General features: G+C 49.9%; 18 protein-coding genes. 10 read left to right on the top strand and 8 right to left on the bottom strand.

Features of this window, described 5'->3' with window-relative positions; translation table 11 throughout:
• Nucleotides 1-14: 14 nt before the first annotated feature.
• The 7 genes from rsmD to C3F13_15710 form a co-directional block, all read right to left on the bottom strand.
• Nucleotides 15-626, bottom strand: a complete 612-nt coding sequence (gene rsmD, locus C3F13_15680) for a 16S rRNA (guanine(966)-N(2))-methyltransferase RsmD (protein PWB50941.1) — start codon at nt 624-626, stop codon at nt 15-17.
• Complete coding sequence (locus C3F13_15685) at nt 619-1614, bottom strand: uroporphyrinogen decarboxylase (protein PWB50942.1); 996 nt, start codon at nt 1612-1614, stop codon at nt 619-621. The genes rsmD and C3F13_15685 overlap by 8 nt, the downstream gene beginning before the upstream one ends.
• Nucleotides 1615-1679: 65 nt before the next feature.
• Nucleotides 1680-2879 carry a magnesium chelatase gene (locus C3F13_15690; protein PWB50943.1) on the bottom strand — a complete coding sequence of 400 codons (1200 nt, stop codon included), beginning with the start codon at nt 2877-2879 and terminating at the stop codon, nt 1680-1682.
• Nucleotides 2880-2896: 17 nt separating this feature from the next.
• Nucleotides 2897-3277, bottom strand: a complete 381-nt coding sequence (locus C3F13_15695) for a hypothetical protein (protein PWB50944.1) — start codon at nt 3275-3277, stop codon at nt 2897-2899.
• Between the two features lie 60 nt (nt 3278-3337).
• Entirely contained in the window at nt 3338-3802 is a 465-nt protein-coding gene (locus C3F13_15700; GenBank protein ID PWB50945.1) for a hypothetical protein, read from the bottom strand.
• Nucleotides 3799-4758, bottom strand: a complete 960-nt coding sequence (locus C3F13_15705) for an NAD-dependent dehydratase (protein ID PWB50946.1) — start codon at nt 4756-4758, stop codon at nt 3799-3801. The genes C3F13_15700 and C3F13_15705 overlap by 4 nt, the downstream gene beginning before the upstream one ends.
• A 5-nt stretch (nt 4759-4763) precedes the next feature.
• Nucleotides 4764-6293 (bottom strand): hypothetical protein, encoded by a 1530-nt coding sequence (locus tag C3F13_15710; protein PWB50947.1) that lies wholly within the window; start codon nt 6291-6293, stop codon nt 4764-4766.
• A 159-nt stretch (nt 6294-6452) separates the two neighbouring features.
• Here C3F13_15710 and scpB point away from each other — a divergent pair, with 159 nt between their 5' ends.
• The gene (gene scpB / locus C3F13_15715) at nt 6453-7037 is read left to right on the top strand and encodes an SMC-Scp complex subunit ScpB (protein ID PWB50948.1); all 585 of its coding nucleotides are present in this window, start codon (nt 6453-6455) and stop codon (nt 7035-7037) included.
• A 16-nt stretch (nt 7038-7053) separates the two neighbouring features.
• On the opposite strand, the gene C3F13_15720 is transcribed toward scpB, so the two are convergent.
• A complete protein-coding gene (locus C3F13_15720; GenBank protein ID PWB50949.1) occupies nt 7054-8277 on the bottom strand; it encodes a hypothetical protein in 1224 nt (407 codons plus the stop codon).
• A gap of 118 nt (nt 8278-8395) precedes the next feature.
• Between C3F13_15720 and C3F13_15725 the strand changes: the two genes are divergently transcribed.
• From C3F13_15725 to C3F13_15765, 9 genes are all read left to right on the top strand, one after another.
• The gene (locus C3F13_15725) at nt 8396-10027 is read left to right on the top strand and encodes a glycosylase (GenBank protein PWB50950.1); all 1632 of its coding nucleotides are present in this window, start codon (nt 8396-8398) and stop codon (nt 10025-10027) included.
• A 6-nt stretch (nt 10028-10033) separates the two neighbouring features.
• Complete coding sequence (locus tag C3F13_15730; GenBank protein ID PWB50951.1) at nt 10034-11785, top strand: hypothetical protein; 1752 nt, start codon at nt 10034-10036, stop codon at nt 11783-11785.
• A gap of 73 nt (nt 11786-11858) precedes the next feature.
• Nucleotides 11859-14945 carry a beta-galactosidase gene (locus C3F13_15735; GenBank protein ID PWB50991.1) on the top strand — a complete coding sequence of 1029 codons (3087 nt, stop codon included), beginning with the start codon at nt 11859-11861 and terminating at the stop codon, nt 14943-14945.
• A gap of 3 nt (nt 14946-14948) precedes the next feature.
• The gene (locus C3F13_15740; GenBank protein PWB50952.1) at nt 14949-15590 is read left to right on the top strand and encodes a cobalamin-binding protein; all 642 of its coding nucleotides are present in this window, start codon (nt 14949-14951) and stop codon (nt 15588-15590) included.
• Nucleotides 15591-15660: 70 nt separating this feature from the next.
• Nucleotides 15661-18729: an alpha-mannosidase gene (locus tag C3F13_15745; GenBank protein ID PWB50953.1), complete on the top strand. Its 3069-nt coding sequence runs from the start codon at nt 15661-15663 to the stop codon at nt 18727-18729.
• Nucleotides 18730-18762: 33 nt separating this feature from the next.
• Complete coding sequence (locus C3F13_15750; GenBank protein PWB50954.1) at nt 18763-19557, top strand: pseudouridine synthase; 795 nt, start codon at nt 18763-18765, stop codon at nt 19555-19557.
• A 150-nt stretch (nt 19558-19707) separates the two neighbouring features.
• Nucleotides 19708-23172 carry a hypothetical protein gene (locus C3F13_15755; GenBank protein ID PWB50955.1) on the top strand — a complete coding sequence of 1155 codons (3465 nt, stop codon included), beginning with the start codon at nt 19708-19710 and terminating at the stop codon, nt 23170-23172.
• 291 nt (nt 23173-23463) lie between these two features.
• Nucleotides 23464-24612, top strand: a complete 1149-nt coding sequence (locus C3F13_15760) for an ADP-forming succinate--CoA ligase subunit beta (GenBank protein PWB50956.1) — start codon at nt 23464-23466, stop codon at nt 24610-24612.
• A 5-nt stretch (nt 24613-24617) separates the two neighbouring features.
• The gene (locus tag C3F13_15765) at nt 24618-25481 is read left to right on the top strand and encodes a succinate--CoA ligase subunit alpha (GenBank protein PWB50957.1); all 864 of its coding nucleotides are present in this window, start codon (nt 24618-24620) and stop codon (nt 25479-25481) included.
• Nucleotides 25482-25487 lie beyond the last annotated feature (6 nt).

Consider the following 25487-nt stretch of genomic DNA (forward strand, 5'->3'; position numbering starts at 1 on the left):
TAAGTATTGCTGTGTTATCTTTCCCGGGGGGTTTCTCCGGGGAGGTTCAGCTCACCTCCGTCTTTGCGATAAAACACCAGTACCGTGCTCCCGTAATGCCTTTGGTCAAACTCCACCAAGTTCTCAAGAGGTAGTTCTTCACCAATCGGTTTGTATTCGATCGGGTGGATCTGCACGATCAACCAGGCATCATCAGATAGCCAGGCAGGTTGCCGGTCAATTAATACCAATGACTTGCTCCACATCTCCTTGTACTGAGGGGGAGCAATAAAAATGTAGTCGAACGACTGGTTGGGGGCCCGGTCAAGCAGGCTGAAGGCATCTCCCTGGTTCACTATTGCCCCTTGCTCGAGGCCGGTGATTTTGAGGTTTTCGCGGATGATGGTGTATGCCTGCCGGTTGAGTTCATTGAACTGTACAAAAGCCGCCCCCCTGCTCAACGCTTCAATGCCGACACTGCCCGTGCCCGCGAACAGGTCTAAAAATGATGCCCCTACAATGTCAGGCCCGATGATGTTGAAAAGTGCCTGCCTGACCTTGTCGGTGATTGGCCTGGTTGTGTCTCCAGGCACCGAGCGGATCCGCCGGCCACGTGCTTTACCCCCAATGATCCTGAGATCACTCATGCCGTGCGGCCTGCAAAGCAGCCAGGATATTTGCGGATGGCGTCGTGGTTTGCAGCACACAACCCGTCCCCAGGATAAAGCGCTGGTTTGCAGTACTCAAGATCGCATCACGCGCTTCTGAATGCACATGTTCGGGTGTACCCAGCTCCATTGTCGCGGTGCGTTGCAGCCCACCACACACCACGCCTGGGAATAGTTCCTTTCCTTCTTTTAAAGACGGATAAGTTTCACGGTCATGCCAGTTGATCACTTGTACGGGGTAATCGGTAAAGACATTGAACATGACATGATTGCCATGCAGATGGATCATATTCAGCCATTTATCACGCACAGCGGAGAGGATTTCTAAGTCAAGCATCTTACCAAATTGCTTATACTCAGCTTCAGATAACAACTGATAGTTCCCATGTTGAACTGCGTAGAATACCCCGGCATTCCCTGTTTGGCTGGCGGCTTCAATAAAACTGCGTGTGGTTTCGGCAATCACTTTTAAACCTGCCAGCACCGCCTCCGGATATTGGCGGATGTGTACCAGCAGGGCTTCTCCACCAACCAGGTTTTTAGCCTGAGCAAGTGGACTGAAGATGGTCTGAAGGATGGGAACGTCTGGCCCGAGTTCATTGCATATTATTTTTAAGCATGAGAGCTGTTCACCTAAATACCCTTTATAAGGATCCAATACTGGAAGCTTGAGCCAATCTTCGGGGGTATGGATTACCCGGCGTGTATACTGCCTGGTTCCCTCTGAGTTTCCCTGCCATTCATCTTCTGCACCCCAATCTTTAATGCAGAATGAAGAAGCAGGTGTCACCTTAACCAGGTCGAAATCATATGTTTTCTGAAAGCTGATCACCGCATTTGCCAGGCTCTCGGGAGATTGATCATCTACCGGGAAATGTCGCCAAAGGGCAACTGGTGTATCTTCACGGCTTTCTCCATTCAAGCATTTTTCTATTCGCTCTCGATGCGTAATGTTTTTCTTACCCAACTCGTTTTCTCCCTTCGATCACACGACCACCACTTAGCAGGCACCTTGCGGGGTAAATCCGGTAATTATTTTGCATCATTTATGGTTGAGTCCACAGCTGTGTTAATCTCATCTTCTTCACTGGATTGCTCAGATAGATATTTTTCAATGAATTGAGACCGTCGCATTCGTAACGCCATCGGTGCAATGACCTGTAAGTCATCCACAGTCACTTCCTTACGGTTGTCCAATGCTGCCAGAGCTTTCATGCCCTCAAACATAGTGATTTCCGCCCGCAGAGAATCAATCTTCAAGCTTTTAATCAATTTCAAACCCTGATTGTAAAGTAGTTCAGAGATACAAACTTCCGCTAGAATGTCACGCGCTAGCTGGACTTCACCCTGAGCAATCATGGTTTCATCCTTATATTCCTGTATCACTTTGTGCGGATTCTTCAAGAAAGCCTGAGCTCTTTGATAAGCTTCCAGGCGGTCGTGGTTATCTTCCAAACCTCGCACGACAACACGTAATCCGAAACGGTCCATGATCTGCGGCCGTAGACGGCCTTCTTCTGGGTTCATTGTGCCGACCAGCATGAAACGTGACCGATATGTGGCGGTATTAGTCCCTCGCTTGACTGTATAGGATCCATACGCGGCAGCATCCAAGATGGCATCGACCACATCATCAGAAAGAAGGTTGACTTCGTCGACCAGCAGTAAGTTGCGGTCGGCGTGCGATAGGATTCCGTGCTGCAACCGCAGGCGTTGGGTACCCAAATCCGTTTCATTGGTTGCCCCGACCACATCTTCAATGCGGGCATTCAAGGGCAGCTCAACCAGCCTGATTTTATCCATTGCAGCCAATGGCTCACCCATGGCATATTTCCTGGCACAGCTCGGGCACACCGCATCGATTCCACCCGCTTCAATATCTTCTGGCATGCAGCCGTAGAAACACAAGCTGCGTGGGATTTCTGGCACCAGGTCTACCAAACCTCGGATGGCGGTCGTTTTACCCGTGCCGCGTGGTCCTATCAGCAGCACACCTCCGATCGCCGGATTGATCAAAGCAAGCAAGAGCGCATATTTCATCTCTACCTGACCAACCAGCGCCAGGAAAGGAAAAGGCAAGCTCTCAACCAATCCACTATCCGGCTGTGATTGAGCTTCAACCAGATCCTTGCCTGTGGTATGCGCCAGGAGTGCTTTTAACGATGGGAATTTACTTGCCGTTCCAATTGGATCTTCGGGTAGTCCGGGTTGCTCGGAGGATTCATTATCCATAGGTGTTGCTCAGGTGATTAATCCATGTCCTCGCGCAGCTCACCAAAATCGACGGGAGGCATCATATCAGGACGGTCCAGTAAAACATCCATCTCTCCGAAGGTTAATTCCGGCATCATCGGTGCCAGGGGAGAGATGGCCGGTGGCTTGATCCGTAAAGTGAAAGGCGGAATAATATCCATGCGTGGCCGATTGTACCCATCTGCCAACTTTCGCAGGATGCGTGGACCTTCTGCCAGCCAACCGACGTAATGACCATGTGTAGAATAAATGATTCGGTCGGATGATACCCAACCGATCCATTCACCTTCGCAATTAAAAATATAGGGGTATGCCATAAATGCGCCTACATCGCCATTGGTCATATAGATGGGGACGAGCGGTGTCTCGGTTATCATCATTCACCTGTCCGTCAATATCGCCTTACTAAACCTTTGATTAATCATTGAGTACACAATTTATGATTCTACATCACTATAAGTCCAGTAACGGTTGGCAAAGAAATTCCAAAATAATACAATCACTACCGCAATTGCCAGGGTGAGGTTTTCGCCCATCATATCTGCTGGAAGGATCAATAACTTTTGGGGTAACAGGCTACATAATTTACTGATAACCGGCTCCAGGAACTTTAATATCGGTATGCGGATAAACAACCCAATTGTATTGATCAACGCAAACTGGAGTAGCTGCCGAAAGAGAGGTTTTGAGCGGGAATCAGGATAAGTCCAGTACCGGTTCCAGAAAAAGTTACTCAGGATGGCGCAGATGAAAGAAATAGATCCAGCCCAAACATATGGCATCCCAAATAACCGGTGCAATACGTTTTCAATGCCGAAGTCAACCACCGCACCAAATGTACCAACGACCAGGAAACGGAAAAACCTGGTCCGTTCGCGCTGATTTACCAATAATACCGTCATGCAATACCCAATTTGCTTTTGAAATAGGGGATGGTTTTGAGTAATCCCTCATCGATACTGATCTTCGGTTCCCAACCTAAGATGGTCTGAGCTCGGGTGATATCCGGGCGCCTGCGTTGAGGGTCGCTCTCTAAACGATCGGCTTTTTTGTAGATAATCCCGGCTTTATTTTTTACCAGTGCATTGATTCTTTCAGCGAACTCTAGGATCGTCAGCTCAACCGGGTTTCCAATATTGACGGGCATATGCTCGTCAGATAATAACAGCCTGACAATTCCTTCGATCAAATCATCCACATAGCAAAAACTACGCGTTTGTTGACCATCACCATATACGGTCAGTGGCTCACCTCTCAATGCTTGCTGCATGAAATTCGGCACCACCCGGCCGTCATCCAGGTGCATCCGGGGGCCATAGGTGTTGAAAATCCGCACGATTCGGGTGTCGATCCCGTGGAAGCGATGATATGCCATGGTTAAAGCTTCGGCGAAGCGTTTGGCTTCGTCATACACCGATCTTGCCCCAATCGGATCGACATGCCCCCAGTAACTTTCAGTTTGAGGATGTTCCAACGGGTCACCATAAATTTCACTCGTGCTTGCTAATAAGAATCTGGCACCATTCGCCCGCGCCAATCCCAGGGTGTTGTGCGTCCCAAGTGCGCCAGCTTTCATCGTTTGGATGGGGAGATTTACATACCCGTAAGGTGACTTTGGATTGGGACTTGCCGGTGAAGCAAAGTGTAGCACCGCATCCAGCTTCCCAGGGACAAAGATAAAATTGGACACATCATGGCGGATGAAGGAAAAGTTTTGATTGCTCGATAAGTGGGCAATATTCTCAGGGCTGCCGGTGATGAAATTATCCATACCTACCACCACATGCCCATTCCCTAACAACCGTTCGCACAGATGGCTTCCGAGAAAGCCCGCTGCTCCTGTAATCAATATCCTCATCCCATTTATCTCCAATCTACCCGGCTGGTTAAGCCATCTCCAGTGATTTGCTGTGCGGCGCTAGTTTCAGCATCCACGATCCAGATATTCCCATTATAAATGACTGCAATGGCATAATTTCCACCAATTCCTACTCCTGCCGGAGACCAGGCAACCTGCTGAGGTTCAAGGCCTGTTGTGTCTTGTGGGGGAAAAAGGTTTTTCTGGTTCGAACCATCCCTGTCCATGACAGTCAACCAATATGCACTGCGTTCGCTTACACTTGGATCTATCGCCTGTAAGTAGGCGACATAGAAAGTATCCTGTTCAACATTGCTTCCTGATTCATCATCATAAACGTTGGCTGTACGGATAACCGGTGATACGACCGGATAAGCAAACATGCCAACATCCTCAACCAGGCTGATCGGAGAACCACCTGTGAGTGGAATACCTAGCAAGTCAAACTGTTGAGACTCTCCATTAGTTTCTCCACCAGAAAGAATATGGTTAATCGTGTACACGACCTGTCCATCCGGTGACCACGCGACACCTGGTACCCATGCCCAATCACCATTCGTCTGGTAGGGCAAGATGCTGAGTAACCTGGTCTGGGAACCGCTCTGTTCATCGATCAGCCCAATAGCATCTGGCTGAGCAAATAAGAATTGCACCTGGTCGGGTGACCAGGCATATTGTGTTCCCCACCAACCATAAACACCGCCTGAGTTAACCCCCACGGTCTGCTCGGTTAATCCGCTGGTATTTTCCCCAGCAATATCTAATGTGAACAAGTCGTTATTAGCCTGCCAGCCTGGTGCTGCTTCCCGCCATTCTGCCGTCGAGTAAGCTACCTGGCTGGAATCACCGCTAAATTCTGCATAATGAACAACATTCCGAATCTTCAGATCGATAAGCCGGATCGGGTTAGCCGAGAGATCAGCCATCCACAGGTTATTAATCTGGTTAGCTTCATCCGTAAAACGCGTAAATAGTAAATAAGTGCCATTTCGCGATAATGTGAAGATTCTCCCATCCAGGTCCCCCGTTGATACCGCACAGAACCTGTTCCTGGTGCTGACCTCCATGATCCAGGCATTCCCTGCCGATAAGTAAGCGATTTTTCCCGGAATATTGAGCGCCGTGAAACTTGAATTGGTACCAACCATCATCACTTCAGGGACAGCTTCCTTGATGATGACGGTTTTAATCGGCTCGTTTATGACCTCAATGCCATCTTCAATCTCGCGCCGGTAAGTGATTTCCGAGAGGCCATTTTCGCCGGGCTGGCTTAATCGCTTTTCGCCTTCCGGTAAGGCCTCGTTTTTCAGCTCCTGGTGCTCAAATGGCAAGTGAATCTCCTTCGTATAGAGCTCTTCAACCACGCGGATCACTTTCACATTGATCCCATCGGACAGTTTGCTGTACAAAGGAGGTTCAACCCGGTCTAGCTTACTAAGCTCAACATGTGCAGCTTGCAATGCTTCCACCACTGTGCTGCCTGAAGGGATCGTTATCTGTGTCTGCTGACCATCTGCAGCAACGATCACAGGCATTAATTGAGGTGTTGACGATTGATCGGTACACCCAGCGAAAAGAATGCCTGTAATTATCAGCAGAATCAAATGGAAGAGAAAAGAATCCGTCCGATGGTATAATCGCAAGGTTCACTCGCCCGTCGAGTAAATTTCTCCAAACCAACGTAACATTATAGCATGTCCGATAAACCCACCGCTCAAAATACCCCTGACCTGATCGTTGCCCGCCTGGAAGCATTGTTATTTGTCGCGGCAGGGGCGGTCCTGCCTGCCCAGCTGGCTACCGCCCTTGATTTACCTTTACGAGTGGTTGAAAACGCACTAGACATCCTGGAGAAGCAGCTTGCTTCAGAAATATCCCCGCGCGGTTTTCGGTTACAGCGCCATCTTGGGCGCGTTCAGCTAACCACCGCACCGGATATGGCTGACGACGTTGAGCGCTTTCTGGGTCTCGAATCGACCAGTAAACTAAGCCGGGCAGCCCTCGAGACCCTGGCGATCATTGCTTACCAACAGCCAGTCACGCGCCCCGAAATTGATGCGGTCCGCGGCGTCAGCTCGGATGGAGTCTTGAAAAGTCTTCTCAGCAAAGGCTTGATCCAGGAAGTCGGCCGTGCAGAAAGACCCGGCAGACCCATCCTATACATGACCACCGCGGATTTCTTGCAGAACTTCGGGTTGAATTCTCTTGAGGAGTTACCTCCGTTATCGACAGAGCTTGGAACTCCCCCTTCGTCGACCGAATATTTATCAGAAGTTTGATCTACCTGATAAGCCGTTAGGTCGGTTGTGCCCCTTTTTTCCAATATTCATATAAATTTAAAATCTTTTCCAATGTACCCTCGTAATACTCTGAGCGTGGATACGGCAAAGTTATTGACCTGCCAGGTTGTTGTACCACAGGTTTCTGCTCGTTAAACACCTTAAGCACCTGCGCGTGAGGCTTTATGCTTCCATCCGGTCTTACTAAACCAAAGTACCGTTCATGCCGCGATTCTTTACAGGGTGGCTTTTCCCACAAGCTGGGGTGATAATCGGCGAAACACCATGCCATGGCGCCGATCGCACCCACTTCCACTAACCTGGGCAGTACAGCTGCGTAATATGCTGCCAGATCTTCTTCTGAAGCCATGAATTGCTTCATCTCCTGACCGTAGGCAATCCATTCCCATTCTTGCGAGGCTTTGCCTGGAGGTGCTGTACAGCCTCCGAATTCTTCCATCAACACCGGTTTGCCAGAGATGGCAGCCGTTAATGCACAGGTGAATGGCACAAAATCTACATCGAGCGGTCCGGTTGCCAGTCCTTGTGCATACATTGGGTAGGCATGCATCACTGCGAAATCCATCTTTGCGAAGATCTGGTCAACCCTCAGTCCATTGTTGTAGAGCAGGCTGGCCACGTGCAGTCCGCAGGTCACCGGGTGACTGGTGTCAACCTCGTTTATAGAATCAACCAGACGAGATGCCCATTTTTCACCTACCTGGTCATTGGCAGGCCAGGCAAAGATATCCGGCTCATTCCCAAGGTTCCAGCAATAAATCGCCGGGTGTTCCTTGAGCGCTTTGATCACGGTTTTTAGCTGCAGGATTTCTGAATTGAGCAGGCTTTCATCGGAGTACGGATTCCGATAGCCACTCTCCACAATCTTGCCTGAGCTGACTACCTGGCGAATGTATTGAGGCTTTTCACCTTGCAACATCCAAGATGGTGCCCAATTAGGTCCGCTCATATGTCCGGTAAAGAAGGTTATATCCAACTTCAAGCCAAGCCTGCTGGCAATATCACACACCATGATCAGGTTATTCAGGCTGGTTTTTGAGATATTTCCGGGTTGCGGCTGGAAATCTTCCCACAGCAGGAAGATACGCACCAGTGATAATCCCAACTCGCTGATTAGTGCAAATTCTTCGCTTACTTCGCCCGCGTCGAATTGCGACCACCAGTACATGGCCTTCTTTCTCGGCCAGTAATTTACACCTAACAGGAAAGGTTGGCTCATCGCACTTTTCTCATATTCGCAAGACTTTCACGTATAATAAAGCAATTATAAGGTTTTTTGATCACGCCAGGCTGTAAATATCATCTGATCAAGTATTGGGAGCGCCAGTAACCACTTTATGAATCATCCAAATTATCCATCCACACCAGCCTGGCTCGAAGACGCCGTTTTTTACCAGATTTACCCTCAATCTTATTATGACTCAAATGGGGATGGAATCGGGGATATCCCCGGTATCATTGCGAAACTGGATTATCTCCAATCGCTGGGCGTTACTGGATGTTGGCTGAATCCCTGTTTTGAGTCTCCCTTCCAGGACGCCGGGTACGACGTGGCGGACTATCGCAAGGTTGCTCCCCGTTATGGGACGAATGATGATTTGAAAAACCTGTTCTTTGAAGCTGCCAGGCGTGGAATCCACATCCTGCTCGACCTGGTTCCTGGTCATACTTCACTTCAGCACCCCTGGTTCATTGAATCTTGTAAACCTGAAGCCAACCGATATTCTGATTACTACATCTGGACCGACAGTGCCTGGAAGTGGGAAGTGCCAGGCTATAAGGTCATTAGTGGTTACGCTGATCGCGATGCCAGTTTTATCACCAACTTTTTCTACTTCCAACCTGCACTAAATTACGGCTATGCCAATCCTGACCCGTCTCAACCCTGGCAGCAGTCTGTGGATGCACCTGGTCCCCAGGCTGTGCGCCGTGAGCTAAAGGAGATCATGCGCTTCTGGCTAGAAATAGGCGCCAGTGGCTTCCGGGTGGATATGGCTTTCTCCCTGGTCAAAGGTGATCATGGCAGCCGTGAGACGGCTAAAATCTGGAAAGAGATCCGCACCTGGTTGGACGCAGAATATCCCGAAGCCTGCCTGATCTCTGAATGCGGCGTCCCCTCGCTTGCTATCCCAGCAGGTTTTCATATGGACTTTTGTCTCCCATTTGGGATGCCGGGATATACCGCTTTACTCCGCAAATCCTATGGTCCTGGCCCAGGCAGCGACCCTTATAGCTTCTCATTCTTCGATGCCATCGGCAATGGCAACATCATGGAATTCCTGGATGAGTACCTGATGCATTATCGGGCTACCCGCGGCTTGGGCCATATCGCTATCCCCACAGGGAACCATGATATCAACCCTCGCCTGAGCAAAGGCCGTAACCTGCGCGATCTCGAGCTGGTATTCATGTTTTTAATGACCATGCCAGGGGTTCCTTTCATCTGGTACGGTGACGAGATCGGTATGCAGTCGTTCGATGATCTATCATCAAAAGAAGGGGGATACAACCGCACAGGTTCTCGCACGCCCATGCAGTGGTCAGAAGCACCCAATGCCGGTTTTTCAACCGCCTCAAATGAATCCCTCTACCTGCCAGTTGACCCTTCTCCAGACCGTCCATGCGTTGAAGCCCAGGAGCGCGATCCCGATTCCATCCTCCAGCGGGTTAAAAAATTAGTGGCTATACGAAAAGCACATCCGGGTCTGCAAGCTTCGGCTCGTTTCGAGGTCTTGTATGCGGAACCGGGAAAATATCCATTTATATACAAAAGAAAAACCGGAAGCGACACCTATATCATTGCGCTGAATCCTGCTGAGAGAGCCTGTAGTGGTGAAATTAGCTACACTGCTACCCAATCTCCTGAGTGGATTTATGGAGAAGAGGGAATTTTCCAGCTTGGAAAAAGCAATTTACAATTTCATTTATCGGGTGTGAGTGGTGGAATCTACCGCATACGAGAGCCCTGATGCCTTATGGAAAACTTCTCTTTAGATCAGATACCATTTTCACGCAACGGATCATTCCTGCTGATCACCTCACGTAACTCGAGCGGTTCTCCCCGCCTGCTTTACAAGACTTGCAGTGGCCGAGTGCACAACCTGCATGACATTCCATTCCCTGCCGATGAATTCTTCGAGCTTGCATTAATCAAGAATGGACAGGAAATCCCTTATACCTGGCAAGCCCAACCCGGGCTGTTGATCTTGTCCGGCCCTTCTGGTGAGGAGGTCAGCATCGTGTTTGCTGACCAGGCCACGTTGCAATTTCATGCCCGGAATACTGGCCTTCGTTTGATGCCTTCCAAGGTGTTCCCTGTACAATATTCTCCTGTCCCCCACCAGATTTACCTGATTGACTGGTTTGCGCGTGGCATCCACATGTTCCATGCGGATGAGAATACTCGCTTGCTCGCCAACATTACACCCATCGTCACCGGGATCGAAAAACACTGGGGTGAGTTTCCTTGTACGATCACCTTTGAGCCCAGGCTTGAAAATACAACCATCAATGGGGCGATTCGTTTTTCTCGCTACGAGGGCTTTTGGGAGCAACCCCCTGGTGACCTTGCCAAAGCCCATGCATCGCTGAAAACGGAATTATCAAGCTGGATGCAGAAGTTACCTTCCGTCCCGGAAAAATACCAGGAGAAGGCCGAGCTGGCCTGGTTCTTATTATGGAATTGCCAGGTGCCTGCTGAAGGTGCTCTAAACCGTCCAACGATTTACATGAGCAAATTCTGGATGAATGGCATCTGGGCCTGGGACAACCTGTTTAACGCCCTGGCCCTCGCCAGGGCAGACCATCGCCTGGCCTGGGATCAGCTTTTCCTGTTTTTCGATTACCAGGAGCCCAATGGCATGATTCCAGACATGATCACCGATATGGAGCCGATATACGGCTTTACCAAACCTCCCATCCAGGGTTGGGCGATCTTGCAATTAGTCGACCGCTTGGGCATCGAAAAATCGCTCCCTTATCTCCGCAAGGTATACGAGCCGTTGAGCCGCCTTACCAGGTGGTGGTACACCTATCGCGATTTCGATCATGATGGACTACCCCAGTACTTCCATGGCAATGACTCCGGCTGGGATAACGCCACTGTTTTTGATCAGGGTGAGCCTATTGAAGGTGCAGACCTGGGCGCCTATATGGTTTTCCAATGCGAATGCCTGTCCTTCATCGCAGATGCGATTAACCGGCCTGAAGAAGCCAAACAATGGAAGGCAAGAGCCCAAAAACAGCTCTCAGATCTACTTGTCCATTCCGTCAGGGGTGGTCACTTCATCTCGCCCGTCAGTGGCACTTCGCAGGCTGAGCCCAGCCAATCGCTGATTAATTATCTCCCCCTGATTTTAGGCCAGCGCCTGCCTGAGCGCATCCGTGAAGCGTTAATTAATGACCTTCGACCCGGGGGTCCATTTTTGACGGAATTTGGCCTGGCTTCAGAACCGCCCTCCAGCGTTAAATATATGCATGATGGCTACTGGAGAGGGCCGATATGGGGTGCTTCCACCTATCTGGTTTTCGATGGTCTTTTGCAATCAGGTGAGACACCCTTGGCTGGTCTGATTGCTGAACGTTTTTGCGATATGTGCCTGCAAGTGCCTGGCTTCTGGGAAAATTATGATGCCCTGACCGGCCAGGGTTATCGCTGCCCGGGGTATTCATGGACGGCTTCGATATTTATATTACTCGCCGAATGGCTGGCGAAGAAAAAATCATAGACTGCACAGGGATTCAATCTCGATGGTTGATTTCAATTCATTACTACATCTTGGTGGTTCCTGCACCTGGGAAATGCCTCAGCTCACCGGCTTTAATAAACTTCCCCCGCGTGCCACTCTCTACCCCTACCCGAATTCCGATGCTGCGCTGCAGGCTGATCGTAACGCCTCTCCCTGGTTTCTAAGCTTGAATGGCACCTGGGACTTCCAGCTACACTCCTGCCCGGAAGAGCTTACCAACTCAGCATTACACGAGGCGGATTGGACACCCATTGAAGTTCCAGGTAATTGGACTATGCAAGGTCACGGCTATCCGCATTATACGAATGTAGTCATGCCCTTCCCCAACCTCCCCCCGGAGGTTCCTGATGAAAATCCCACAGGCATTTATCGTAAGACTTTTAGCCTACCTGCTACCTGGCAGGATCGTCGTATCGTCCTTCACTTTGGTGGCTGCGAGGGTGCATTATTTGTGTTTCTCAATGACCATCCCGTTGGTATCAGCAAAGATGCGCGGACGCCTGCTGAATTTGATGTATCCTCCCTGGTTAAGCATGGAGAACCTAACGAATTGCTCGCTATCGTTACGCAGTGGTCCGACGCTAGCTTCCTGGAAGACCAGGATCACTGGTGGCAGGCAGGCCCTCAGCGTGAAATATTTCTTTACTCCACTGGTCTCCCATTCATCCAGGATGTATTTGCACTCTCCGACCTGACGGATAATCATCAGGGGGGTCTTCTTCATGTAAAGGTAGCACTTGGCTTTCCAGGTGAACGAGCACAAAATTGTGAAGTTGAAATTCAATTATGCGACCCACAAAATATTATTGTAATCACCGATACGCAGAAAATCGGCTCGGATTCATTAACCGATGAGTGGCTTGCTCCTGCTGCCCCTTCCAATGTATTGATGTTTGAGCATTCCATTCCTTCCCCTTTGCCCTGGTCAGCGGAAGACCCTAACCTATATACCTTACTGATCATCCTAAGGTCACCAGGCGGAGAAGAATCAACCAGTTGCAAGGTCGGCTTTCGCAAGATAGAAATCCGTGAACGCATGCTGTTGCTCAATGGTAATCGCATCATGATCAAGGGAGTCAATTACCATGATCATGATGAGAGTACTGGCAAGGCAATCTCGAGGGAATTGTTTGAAAAAGACCTGCACCTGATGAAGCAGTTCAACATTAATGCCATCCGCACCTCGCACTATCCCAAGGACCCCTATTTTTATGACCTGTGTGATCAGCTTGGTTTTTATGTTGTAGATGAGGCCAACCTTGAAACCCACGCCTTTTACCAGGATCTCTGCCATGACACCCGCTACACCAATGCGTTCCTGGAACGCAACCAGGCCATGGTCGAGCGCGACAAAAATCATCCCTGCATCATCCTGTGGTCGTTAGGGAACGAAAGTGGTTATGGCCCTAACCATGATGCAGTCGCTGGTTATATTCGTGGGCGTGACCCAAGCCGGCCATTGCACTACGAATCTGCCCTGGGGAATTATTGGGAAGGCGCCGAGTGGCAAGGTGGCCAACGCGTCACCGACGTGGTCTGCCCGATGTATCCACAGATTGAAAACATCATCAGCTGGTCACAAAATGATAAAGGTAATCGTCCGATGATCTTGTGTGAGTATTCGCATTGCATGGGTAATAGCAACGGCTCTCTTTCTGATTATTGGGCTGCGTTCGAAAAATACCCCGGCATGCAGGGTGGCTTCCTATGGGAGTGGATCGATCATGGCATTTTGCACACCGGAAAAGATGGAAAATACTATTATCTATATGGGGGTGATTTCGGCGACCTGCCTAACGACGCCAACTTCTGCACCGATGGGATCGTCTGGCCCGACCGGACACCCCACCCGGCGTTATACGAGTTCAAATACCTTGCCCAGCCGTTGAAAGTCAGTCGCCTGGCAAGCAGTGCTGAACGTTTCCGCATCACCAACAAGCAAGATTTTACGTCCTTAGCGTGGTTATGCGGGCGATGGGAGCTGACTTGTGATGGTGAGGGTATCCTGAGTGGTGAGATTACAGACCTGAACATTGCTCCGCATCACTCGAAAATCATTGAGTTGCCTATTCGTAATTCCTTTGAGCGCGATGGAGAATATTTCATAAATTTCATTTTTTCCCAACGTAACGCAACAGCCTGGGCACCGGCTGGCCATGTTGTTGCCTGGGAGCAACTCCCACTTTCCAGGCTTCCGGTAAAAGCAAAACCAGGTGGAAAACAATCCCAGAAAGCTGGAAAGATCGATATTCGTCAGACTAATCAGCATATTTTGTTATCCACTGGCCCAATACACGCCATGTTCGATTTGATGGAAGGTGAGCTGACCGAATTCGGTGCAGGTGTCAATTTCATCATGCATGGCCCTCGTCTGAACGTTTGGCGAGCAGCCACTGATAATGATGGCATCAAGCTATTGAAAGACCGCCTTATCGAATCGATGAAGGTGTTGTCATTCTGGGACGCGCTTGGCTTGCCAGCCCTGCGATACCGCTTGAAGTCGTTTCGGCTCGTCGAGCAACCTGGCTCGCTGCCTAAGGTAGTAATCAAGCAGCTAGCGTCGGGGAGGGATCAATGGGAGGATTTTACATTCACACAATCTTACACGCTCCTTACTTCAGGGAAGCTTGTCGTCTCCTGCGTGCTCATTGCTGGACCCGGTATCATTGACCTGCCGAGGGTTGGAGTCAGCCTGTGCCTTCAGCCTGGCCTGGAAAATCTCACCTGGTACGGTCGCGGACCATACGAGAATTATCCCGATCGGAAGTCTTCAGCCATGCTTGGGATCTACCACAGCACTGTTTCCGAACAGTATGTACCATATATTATGCCCCAGGAACATGGTCATAAAACCGATACCAGGTGGTTGCTTTTAAATGATGCGGATGGCCAAGGGATTAAAATTGTGGGTCATCCAACGCTTGAATTTAATGCCAGCCATCTCACCGATCATGATCTATATTCTGCCCATCATACTGTAGATCTGCAGCCGAACCCTGAGATTTATTTGAATATTGACGCTGCCATGCGTGGTCTGGGCACTGCCAGCTGTGGTCCCGATACGCTGGACCAGTATCGCTTGCTCAAGCCCAGGTATTCTTTCAGCTTTTCGATGGAAATATCTCCAAGGAATTTTTAAGCCATGGAAACCATTCTCTACCGGATTTTCGCAGATGTGCTGCACGGCAACCATAAAGATACTGTAAGTGATGTAAGATCTGCCTTAAACCAGGGTGTGCTTCCATTATTGATACTAAATCAGGGGATGATTGCAGCCATGCAGGAAGTTGGGCGGTTGTTCGAAGCTGGTGAGTATTACGTTCCCGAGATGCTCGTTTCTGCCCGGGCAATGCAGGCCGGTATGAGCGTGCTCAAGCCATACATATCTGATCAGGATGCACACCCATCTGGAAAAGTTGTGCTTGGCACGGTATCAGGCGATTACCATGATATCGGCAAGAATCTGGTTAAAATGATGCTGGAAGGCTCCGGATTCGAAGTCATCGATCTGGGTGTGGATGTAAATGCGAAGACTTTTGTTAGCGGAGTAGCAATGCATCAAGCCGATATCCTGGCGATGTCAGCCCTGATCAACTCCACCATGCCACACATGCGCCCGGTCATTGAAGCTCTGGAAGAATCCGGCATCCGTGAGCGGGTAAAGGTCCTGGTGGGGGGAGCACCTGTCTCTGAAACATTTGCCCACCAGATTGGAGCCGATGCTTATGCGCCGGATGCCAGCCGGGCAGCTTCCACAGCGAAATCGCTTCTGGCCCTCCGCTAATAAGGGTGTGAATAGAGATAGATTTGGGAACATTCGGGGAAACTCATCGTTCATATATGGAGAGTCGATCATGTCGCTAAGCAAGGAATGGCTGAACCGCATCACCCATTGGAATAACGCCCTTTGGCAGATCTGTTATGAGCCTTTGCAAACCCTTGAGCTGAGTGGATTCGTCACCCGAAAGCAGCTTACGGCGGAGCAGGCACTTATGCACAAATTTCACTCCATGCCCCTGGGCACTGCCTGGGGGGCAAAATGGGAATACGGCTGGTTCCAGTGTGAGTTCAGTTTACCTGATAGGGCAGCGGGGAGGCGGATTGTTCTGTACATGAACCCGGCAGCCAAATCTCCGGAGGATGGTGAGTGCCTAGTTTGGGTCAACGGAAAAGTAGCTGGAGCTTTTGGATGGGCAAAACGTGAGCTAACCCTCACCAGGAATGGCATTCCCGGGGCAAAATACGCTATCCTGGCAGAAGCCTATGCCGGGCATGGCCCTTTTGGCACCCACGACGTCCCCGTCATGGGCGGAGGCCCGGTGAGATACGGACATCCACCCTTCCCCGAGATTGGTAACACACAGTGTGTGGTCGGTAGCACAAGCTTTGGTATCTGGAGAGAGCAGGCTTACCAGCTAGCTTTGGATTTCACCACCCTGTTCGAGCTACGTAACAGGCTTGACCATGCTTCATTGCGAGTCTCGGAAATTGACCAGGGTTTGAAGGATGTCACCCTGCTAATCGACCTCGAGCTGCCTGAGCCGGAAATGCTGGAGACCATCAATTTCGGCCGTGAGAGATTACACGCTTTGCTCGCCAGTATTAACGGCTCTACCGCCCCCACCTTATTCGCCTTTGGGCATGCGCATATCGATGTCGCTTGGCTCTGGCCGTGGGCGGAGACAGACCGGAAGATTGCTCGCACGGTCAGTAATCAGCTCGCCTTGATGGAAGAATATCCGGATTACCGTTTCCTCCAATCACAACCTCAGCTTTATCTCATGTTGAAGAGCCATTACCCCGAATTATACGAACGCCTCAAACAGGCTGTTCTGACAGGCAAGGTAATCGCTGATGGAGCCATGTGGGTCGAAGCTGATACCAACATCACGGGGGGTGAAAGCCTGATCCGCCAGATCATGTATGCCAAGCAGTTCTTTAAGCAGGAGTTCAACCTGAATATGGAGGTGATGTGGCTGCCCGATGTATTCGGTTACACCGGTTCCCTTCCCCAGATCCTCCTCCAAAGTGGATGCACCAGCTTTGCAACCCAAAAGATCGCCTGGATTTATCATGGAGGCGATCCGTTCCCATACACGACATTTCTTTGGGAAGGGATTGATGGCTCTGTCATCCCAACCCATATTTTCTCGGATTACAACAGTGAGACACGACCCAGCAGCTTGCTCGACCGTTGGGAAGGTCGTTTACAGAAAGATGGCATCCGCTCGATGTTATTACCCTTCGGTTGGGGTGATGGAGGTGGTGGCCCTACCCGTGACCACCTGGAATTCCTGGCTCGTGCTAAGGATCTGGAAGGCTTGCCCAGGGTCAGACTGTCTTCCCCATCAAAATTCTTTGCCGATCTAAAACAACAAGGCCTTCCTAAAGAACGGTATGTGGGTGAGCTGTATTTCCAGGCTCACCGCGGTACCTTCACAACCCAGGCACGCACGAAAAAACTTAATCGTCAAAGTGAAATTGCCTTAAGGGAGGCTGAGCTTTGGGGCTCAATTGCCTATATCCTGAATGGGTATCGTTTTACATCAATAGAGCTAAAACCTTCGTGGCTTAAGCTACTGCTCAATCAATTCCATGATATCCTGCCGGGTTCATCAATTCACCGGGTTTATGAAGAAGCCGAGGCAGCCTTCTCACAGGTGATCTCTTCTACTAAAACTTCTACACGATCCTCCCAGATCTCATTGATCCCCACGAAGACGCCTGGCTTTTTCACGATTTTTAATTCGCTATCCTGGGAACGAAAAGCACTCATAGAAACATCACAAGGTGTTTTTGAGGTGATCGTGCCAGCTTGCGGTTGGACAACGGTAAATGAAGGCACAAGCCAGCCCAAGAGTTTCCAGAATGGGCGGGTGAAAACAACCCGCACCAGTCTCGAGAACGAATTTCTAACCGCTACTTTTAATGACAAAGGTGAGCTGGTCAGCCTTCTAGATAAAGAAACACATATGGAGCTGTTGACAGGTCCCGGGAACCGCTTCTGTCTGTATAAAGACATCCCTGCTCGGTTTGATGCCTGGGATATCGACAGTATGACCGAAGCTTTGCTCATGACCACTGACGAACCGGTGAGCCTGGAAGTTTTGGCGGCAGAACCATACATTGGCAAGTTGAAGCTCAGTCGCAAGCTCCACAATTCAACCATCTCCCAGGTTATTAGCCTAGAAAGCGGAAAACGGGTCATCAAATTTGAGACCGCCGTCGACTGGCAGGAAAGCCACAAACTGCTCAAGGTAGCCTTTCCGGTTAATTTCCACGCCAATGAGGCCATCCACGAGATCCAATTTGGCCATATCCGCAGGCCAAACCACCGATCCCGCCCGTTTGATGCTGATCGTTTCGAAGTGTGTAATCACAAGTGGAGCGCCCTGGCAGAGGAGAATCGTGGAATTGCTATCCTGAATGATTCAAAATATGGCATCAACGTGCTCGGCAACATCATGAACCTCACCCTTCTGAAATCTGCCCTGGCACCTGATCCTCTCGCCGATAAAGGACATCAAACCTTTACCTATGCCCTCTATTCCTGGAATGGAAGTTTTGGAGAGAGCGAAGTGGTCAAGGAAGCGTATGAATTGAATAATCCAATAAGCCAGCTGCCAGGTGCGGCTGGTGAGGTATCATGTTTCAAATTAGATGTTTCGAATGTTATTCTTGAAACAGTCAAACTGGCTGAAGATGGCTCAGGTGACCTTATCCTGCGATTATATGAATGCAAGCGTAACCACACCCGCTGCAGCCTGGTAACCACACTTCCTGTACAGGACGCCACGCAGACTGACATGCTGGAAAGATTTCAATCGACGTGCGACATAACACAGGGTAAAATCGAGCTAGAATTTCATCCTTTCGAGATCAAAACCTTGCGTCTTTCGATGGTAAACCAAGAGCATGAATGATGAAATTCAGAATGATACGAGGACAATGCTCATATGAAGGAAAGATTACAGAAATTGCTCGCTGCCGCAGGCTATGGTTCACGACGCTCCTGCGAAGCTCTGATTCTGGCTGGCAGGGTGACGGTTAATGGCGAAACTGCCCAATTAGGGTCAAAAGCTGATATCGCTGAAGATCAAGTTAAGCTGGATGGTAAGTTGATCAAGCGGCCAGAAGCAAACCAGTACATCGCTTTATACAAACCTCGTGGGGTTATATCTGCAGTCACTTCACCCGATGCTCGCCCCACGATACGTGACCTCGTGCCGCTCGAAGGCACTTTATATCCTGTGGGACGTCTCGATGCAGACAGTGAAGGGTTGATCCTCCTGACCAACGATGGTGACCTGGCCAATCAGCTCACCCATCCCCGCTACGGGCACGAGAAAGAGTATCGCGTGCTCGTCGCCCGTCATCCAGATGAAAAACAACTTACCGCCTGGCGCCACGGAGTGGTGCTTGAAGACGGCTATCGCAGTGCACCCGCCCAGGTTGATATTGAAGCTAATTCCGGTAAAGGGACCTGGTTGATAGTAACCATGAAGGAGGGTCGCAAACGCCAGATACGTGATACCTGCCGCCAGATTGGCTTACCGGTAGTCACGATCATCAGGGTGAGGATTGGTCGTTTGCGACTTGGCAGCTTGAAGGCTGGTGAGTGGCGCAAGTTGACTGAAAACGAAATAAATTCCCTGAAAAAACCCGTTGATTCAAAAAGTGTTCACAAACCAGCTGGTAAACAAAACACCCGACGCCCAATCCAGCATATCAAGAAGACTAAAAACGGGTAATTTTTGTTGATATGCTTTAATATCATGCCTTCCTGTTATATGGCACACACTCTCATCGACCATACACAAGGTTTACCGCACGGATATGTAGACCCATGGTAAATGAGTTACAATATGCCCGTTTAATGAATAGTGTAGTGAGGAGTACGAATGGAAACACCCGTCAGTGCATCGCCAGAAGTGAATCCATCCTGGTTGGATCTTAAGCTATTTCGTTCACCGATCATTAGTCTTGAGAAATTGCTATTTGCGCTCATCCTGATCATTGCAATATTTACCCGGCTGTACATGCTTGAGCCACGGGTCATGAGCCATGATGAGACTTCGCATACTTATTTCTCCTGGCTCTTTTATAAAGGTGATGGCTATGCGCACGACCCGGTTACCCATGGACCATTCCAATTTCATATCGTCGCCCTCTCCTACTTCCTTTTTGGGGATAGCGATACCACTGCCCGTATACCTGCAGCTTTATTCAGTATTGCCACCGTGGCGTTCATGTGGGCTTACCGCAGATATTTAGGTCGCGCTGGCGCTCTCGTAGCGGCACTCTTGCTAACAATTTCCCCTTATATCCTCTATTATGGGCGTTATGTGCGTAACGAAGCCTTTGTGGCGTTTTATGCTGTGGTGATGCTGTGGGCCATCTTACGCTATCTCGACACTGGGAAATATAAATACCTTTATGTCTTAACCGCGGTTGTCGTTCTCCATTTCACCACTAAAGAAACCTCATTTATTTATGTTGCACAGGCATTGTTGTTCCTGGTTGGTTTCCTTGTTTATCGTCTGATGCGCAGAGACTGGAAGCTCCCCAATCAAAAAGCGTCATTTATCACGGCACTGGGATCAGCCCTAGTATTCCTTTCCTCAGGGATTTTGATCAGATATTTAAGCTCCAAGGTCATAACCACTGGCCTTGAAGAACCGAAGTATCCATTCTTTGCTGCAATCCCACCTTGGATTAGCCTGGTTTTGATTGCCATTGGTGTGGTTGGAATTACTGCTGCTTTGTACCTGGTAATCAGTGGGCTTGGCTTGAAGCGAATCCGCCAGGAGCGCTCATTTGATCTGCTCATGCTCCTGGGTACCCTGGTGTTACCCCAACTATCCGCGTTCGCCATCAGTGCGGTAGGATGGACCATCCCTGTCAATGCGGCTGAAGTCCGTGCCCTGACCTTAACCGATATGGTCCACATGGCACTGATTGTCGTGCCGATCATTCTTATCTCCATCGTTTTGGGTTTGTGGTGGAACTGGCGTCAATGGCTGATCAATGCTGGTATCTGGTATGCCATCTATATTGTGCTATACACCAGTATGTTTACCAATGGCGCCGGATTTTTTACCGGATTGGTTGGATCACTTGGTTATTGGCTCGAACAACAGTCAGTCAACCGTGGTGACCAGCCTCTTTATTATTACATGTTGATCCAGATACCAATTTACGAATTCCTGCCTGCCATCGGCACAGTACTCGGAGTCCTCCTCGCCGTCCTGGGACGAAAAACTGTTCCAGATGCATTATTCCTGGATGAAACCGAGACGCCGGAAGCAAACCCTTCCCTAGTCGTCGCTGATGCTGTTGAAGATCTGCCAGCGGATTCAGAGCCTATACCATCTCAAGCTAGCACAGACGGTGAACTGCCTCCTATTGAATTCGATACTCCGGTGACTGGTATATTGATCTTCTGGGTCATCACCAGCCTGTTAGCATACACAGTTGCCGGCGAAAAAATGCCCTGGCTCACTGTGCACATCACCCTGCCGATGATCCTCCTCTCCGGTTGGTCAATCGGGTACCTGATCGATACAACGGATTGGTCTAGCTTCAAGGAGAAGAAAGGCTGGTTGGTATTCGCCCTCCTGCTCGTATTCCTTCCTGCCCTCATCAGTGCGATCCGCATTCTATTTGGCGTAAATCCACCTTTTTCCGGGAAAACGCTGGAGCAGCTGTCGGCTACGAGCGGTTTCGTCATCGCAGTCATCGCCACCCTTGCCAGTGGGATTGGTCTGATCATGCTCACCCGTAACTGGCCTGGAAGATTGGTACGGCGCAGTCTAGCTTTTGCGTTTTTTGGGCTATTAGTTGTCCTGACTGCACGTGCTGCATTCACAGCTTCCTACACAAATTATGATCTTGCTAAGGAATATCTGGTATACGCCCATTCTGCTCCGGGAGATAAAATAGCCCTGCAGCAGATCACTGATATCTCCCGCCGGCTAACTGGCGGGCTTGATATCACGGTAGCCTATGATGATAAGACTACCTACCCGTTCTGGTGGTATCTGCGAAATTTCACCAACCAGCGTTACTATGGCAATGCACCCACGCGTGACCTGAGAGATGTCCCATTAATCCTGGTCGGGCAGGATAATTACGGCAAGATCGAGCCGGTAGTTGGCCAGGCATACGACAAGTTCGAGTATAGTCGTATCTGGTGGCCGAATATGGATTATTTCAACCTCACCTGGGAACGCATCTGGAATGCCATCACGGACCCACAGATGCGCGAAGCACTTTTCCAGATCTGGCTTTACCGCGATTACACTCTATATGGTCAGCTCACCGGTGAAGATACCAGTCTGCAAAACTGGAGCCCCTCTGAAAAATTCAGGTTATATATCCGCAAAGACGTGGTCGCACAATTATGGGATTATGGATCGACCACCAGCGCAACCACGCCTGTCCAGGCTGACCCATATGAGGGCAAACAGCTTTCAACCAGCGCCGACCAGGTGTATGGCACCGCAGGCGTAGAACCAGGTCAGTTCAAGACTCCGCGTGATGTTGCCCTGGCAACGGATGGTTCGCTGTATGTGGCTGATAGCTTTAACAACCGCATTCAGCATCTTGCTGCGGATGGCAGCGTGATCAAGGTATGGGGTTCCTTTGCTGATGTCTCGAAGGGCGATGCCCCCGGAGGTACCTTTTATGAGCCGTGGGGAATTGCTGTTGGCCCCGATGGCTCGGTCTATGTTACCGATACCTGGAACCACCGCATCCAAAAATTCACTGCAGATGGCCAATTTTCCTTGATGTGGGGTTATTTCGGCCAGGCCGATACCCCCTTTGCCATCTGGGGACCACGTGATATTGCTATCGATGCTCAAGGGCAAGTATTTATCACCGACACAGGCAACAAACGTATCGTAGTATATGATGAGAACGGTAACTATATCACCCAATTTGGCTCCGTTGGCCTCGGGTTGGGTCAGTTTGATGAGCCAGTCGGTGTGGCACTGGACAAGGATGGCCTGGTGTATGTCACCGACACCTGGAACCAACGCATCCAGGTCTTTGCAGCTGACGCAAGCGGAAATTATATTGCCTCAAATAGCTGGGAAGTCGTTGCCTGGTACGGACAGTCGCTGGATAATAAACCGTATATCGCCGTGGACGAGCAGGGAAACCTGTACACAACTGATCCTGAGGGATATCGCGTACTTCATTTTACTACCTCGGGTACGTTTGTTAATTATTTTGGTGATTACGGTGTGGGTACAGATCAATTCAACCTGCCAACTGGGATCGTCACCGATGGTAAAGGTGGGGTTTGGATCGCCGATGCTGGAAATAATCGCATCATGCATTTTTCACTACCAAGCCAATAAATTATACCGATTAACGATACAATGCCCTGTGACGAACCTTAGGATCTCCCAGGGCATTTTTTTACTTAATCATATGTGATTTTCTGGCATCCCTGTCTCCTGAATTGATGGTCATCGAGAAATTCTGGTTAGTCCTATCCTCCATCCAGATTTTATCTACAGCGGTGATGCGAAAATAGTATATATGTGACCTCCGAGAGGTTATGTTCGTCAAACAAAGGCGGAATACCTGGGTGGTATAATCACCCCGCTGGTTAATTCAAATAATCCTCATGTGAGGAGTTTTAAGGGATGAAACTACACGAATACCAATCTAAACAAATATTTTCACGCTACGGCATCCCCATCCCAAAAGGACGGGTTGCAACCACCGCTGACGAAGCACGCAGCATTGCCATCGAGCTGGGTGGGCGGGTGGTTATTAAATCGCAGGTTTTGGTAGGTGGGCGTGGCAAGGCTGGCGGTATCCGCCTGGCCAAAGACCCGCACGAAGCCGAAGATGTCGCCGCCCAAATCCTGGCGATGGAGATCAAGGGATTGCCAGTCCGCAAGGTGCTGGTGGACGAAGCTGCAAGCATCTCCAAGGAAATATACCTGGGTATCACCAATGATCGTGCTGCCCGCAGGCCTGTCATGATGGCCTCGTCAGCAGGCGGTGTGGAGATTGAGGAAGTCGCCCGTACCACCCCTGAAAAGATCATCAAGGTGCATATTGATCCGCTCCTGGGCCTCAAAGATTATCAGGCGCGAAACATTGCAATCGGCATCGATCTACCCAAACAGCACTGGAAAGTCTTTAACCAGATCGCAGCTGGACTCTGGCGTGCCTTTCTTGATTGCGACGCCACCCTTGCTGAGATCAACCCCCTGGTCGTGACGGACAGTGGTCAGCTCATCGCCCTGGATGGCAAGATGCTGATCGACGATAACGCCTTATTCCGCCATCCCGACCTGGCTGACCTGCGGGACCTGGACGTTGAGGCACCAGCCGAAGTGGAAGCACGCAAGTATGGCCTCACTTATATTAAACTTGACGGGAATATCGGTTGTATGGTGAATGGGGCGGGACTGGCCATGACGACCATGGATATTATCAAGCTATTCGGCGGAGAGCCTGCTAATTTTCTTGATATCGGCGGTGGTGCTGGCTCTGATAAGGTGGCAGCTGCGATCCGCATCATCCTTACTGATCCGAACGTAAAAGCGGTATTGTTCAATATCTTTGGCGGTATCACCCGTGGTGATGAAGTTGCTCGAGGTATCCTGGTTGCCTTAAATGATGTCAAAACTAATATCCCCATGGTGATCCGCCTGGTCGGTACCAATGCAGAAGAAGGACGCAAGCTGCTTTCAGATGCCAACCTGATTACTGCTGAAACCTTAGCCGATGCTGCCAAAAAAGCGGTCGCAGCTGCAAAAACTGGAATAGCAGGGAGGTAAATACAATGAGTATCCTGATCAACAAAAATACACGCCTGCTTGTCCATGGCATCACGGGTAATGAGGGTCTTTTCCACAGCACACAGATGTTGGCATATGGCACCAATGTGGTTGCCGGTATGACCCCTGGGAAAGGTGGGGAATGGGTGATCGAAGGGAAAGTTCCCGTTTTCGATTCGGCCAAGGTAGCGGTTGAAGCCACCGGCGCCAATACCAGCTGCATCTTTGTTCCATCCCGCTTCGCAGCTGATTCGATCTATGAAGCTGCTGATGCAGGAATTTCGTTAATTGTGTGCATCACCGAAGGTATCCCGGTGCAGGACATGATGAAAGTCAGGGATTATCTGGATCAGAAGCGGGTTCGCCTGGTAGGGCCTAACTGTCCGGGTCTGCTCACCCCAGGGGAAGCCAAGGTTGGCATCATTCCGGGAAACATTGCCATCCCCGGTAATGTTGGGGTTGTTTCCCGCTCTGGCACCCTTACCTATGAGGTGCTCTATGCTTTAAAACTATTAAATAAAGGTGTCAGTACCTGCGTGGGTATCGGTGGTGATCCGATCAATGGCACCAACTTCATCGATACCCTTACCATGTTTGAAGCCGATCCACAAACCGAGAAAATTGTCATGATTGGTGAAATTGGTGGTACTGATGAAGAGAAAGCTGCCGATTACATCTCTAAGCACATGACTAAGCCGGTAGTTAGCTTTATTGCTGGTCAAACTGCTCCTCCCGGAAAACGCATGGGACACGCCGGTGCTATCGTTGAAGGTGGCTCAGGCTTGGCGGCTGACAAGATTAAAGCCCTCCAAGCTGCAGGGGTCAGGGTAGCGTCACATCCTGAGGAGATCCCTAGCCTTCTCTTTTAGGAAAAT

This window comes from Anaerolineales bacterium, from assembly GCA_003105035.1.
In the GTDB taxonomy this organism is placed as follows: domain Bacteria; phylum Chloroflexota; class Anaerolineae; order Anaerolineales; family UBA4823; genus FEB-25.